This is a genomic window from Anoxybacillus sp., from assembly GCF_036834105.1.
GTDB lineage: Bacteria > Bacillota > Bacilli > Bacillales > Anoxybacillaceae > Anoxybacillus.
In genome coordinates, this window is the sequence record NZ_DAITON010000133.1 from 4,579 (window position 1) to 6,024 (window position 1,446).

A 1,446-nucleotide genomic window follows, 5' to 3' on the forward strand; every position below is an offset into this window, starting at 1 on the left:
ATATAGTAAAACTCCTGTTGCAACGGCTACATTGAGCGATTCTGCCTTTCCGTAAATCGGCACATATAAGTTCGTTGTCGTCTGTTGTAGCCACCGATCATTCACTCCGCTTCCTTCATTTCCAACAATTAATGCAAACGAGGAGGAAGGGGATACGGAACGATAGTCCACCCCGTTTTGCAGCGCTGTTCCGTAAATAGGAATATGTTTCGTTTGGAAACGGGCTATCCATTCCCCTATGTCCCCTTTGACAACAGGAAAATGAAACAACGAACCTTGCGTAGCGCGAATCACTTTTGCATTGTATACATCTGCACTTCCTTCCCCAACAACGACAACGTCTATTCCTGCAGCATCTGCTGTGCGAATAATCGTCCCTAAGTTTCCGGGATCTTGTACTGCATCAACGAACAACGCTGTTTGCACATCATCCACGTTCCAATGCATTTGTTTACATACCGCTGCAATGCCTTGCGGTGTTTCTGTGTCGCTTATCGCTTTTATCACTTCATCGGTCACGATCGTCATCGGAATATGAGAAATATTCCAACTAGCTGGAATGGCCGCATGCTCCGCAACAATCAGTTCTTCGATATGAACGCCACTTTTGACCGCCTCTTCTACTAAATGAAATCCTTCTACTAAAAATAGCCCCGTTTTCTCGCGTTCTTTTTTCGTGAGCAGTTTTTTCCATTGCTTCACTCGTTCATTTTTTGGCGATTCAATTCGTTTCACTCGTTGTTCCCCCAATGTTTCGCAATAAATTCATCACGTCCAGATGCCGCACGGTCTTCTTTATAATGTTTCGGATTTTTTTTATGGTAATTTTGATGATAGTCTTCTGCTGGATAAAACGTTGTCGCTGGTAAAATTTCTGTTACAATCGGCTTAGAAAAACGTCCGCTTTCTTCTAATTGTTTTTTCGATTGCTCCGCTAATGTTTTTTGTCTTTCGTTATGATAAAAAATCGCTGTTCGATATTGTGGACCACGGTCGTGAAATTGTCCACCGTCATCCGTTGGATCAATTTGACACCAATATAACTCTAACAATTTTTCGTACGGAAATACATCGGGATCAAACGTAATTTGCACCGCTTCATAATGTCCTGTCGTTCCTGTTTTCACTTGTTCATACGTCGGATGTTCCACATGACCGCCTGTGTATCCAGAAACAATGCCATAAATACCGTCAAGCTCTTCAAACGGCGTAACCATGCACCAAAAACACCCACCAGCAAATGTTGCTTTTTCCATTTTTATCTCTCCTCTTTTGTCAACTACCCCCACTTAGCTAACGCTTGAAGTGGAGGCTTGCAACTCCCCAGAAGTACAAGCGGATGTTATCCTCCTTCCTTGACTTGGGGTTGCATCAGGGCAGGTTGACAACTGCCCAACAACAAAAGTCATGCTTTTGTTGTTTCTTCAACGATGTACTCGATTCCTT

The 1,446-nt window shown here is 43.2% G+C and carries 2 protein-coding genes; both read right to left on the reverse strand.

The features are described from left to right. A partial coding sequence (locus tag V7Z64_RS11190; RefSeq protein WP_334110440.1) for a TrmH family RNA methyltransferase occupies positions 1–735 on the reverse strand: 735 nt, incomplete at its 3' end. Next, positions 732–1,256, reverse strand: coding sequence for a peptide-methionine (S)-S-oxide reductase MsrA (gene msrA / locus V7Z64_RS11195; protein WP_021093804.1), 525 nt, complete (start codon positions 1,254–1,256; stop codon positions 732–734). The genes msrA and V7Z64_RS11190, both read right to left, overlap by 4 nt. Between the last annotated feature and the right edge of the window lie 190 nt (positions 1,257–1,446).

Excerpts from the sequence above, each read along its gene's own strand:
- msrA (WP_021093804.1), bottom strand. The coding sequence starts at position 1,256 with ATGGAAAAAGCAACATTTGCTGGTGGGTGTTTTTGGTGCATGGTTACG.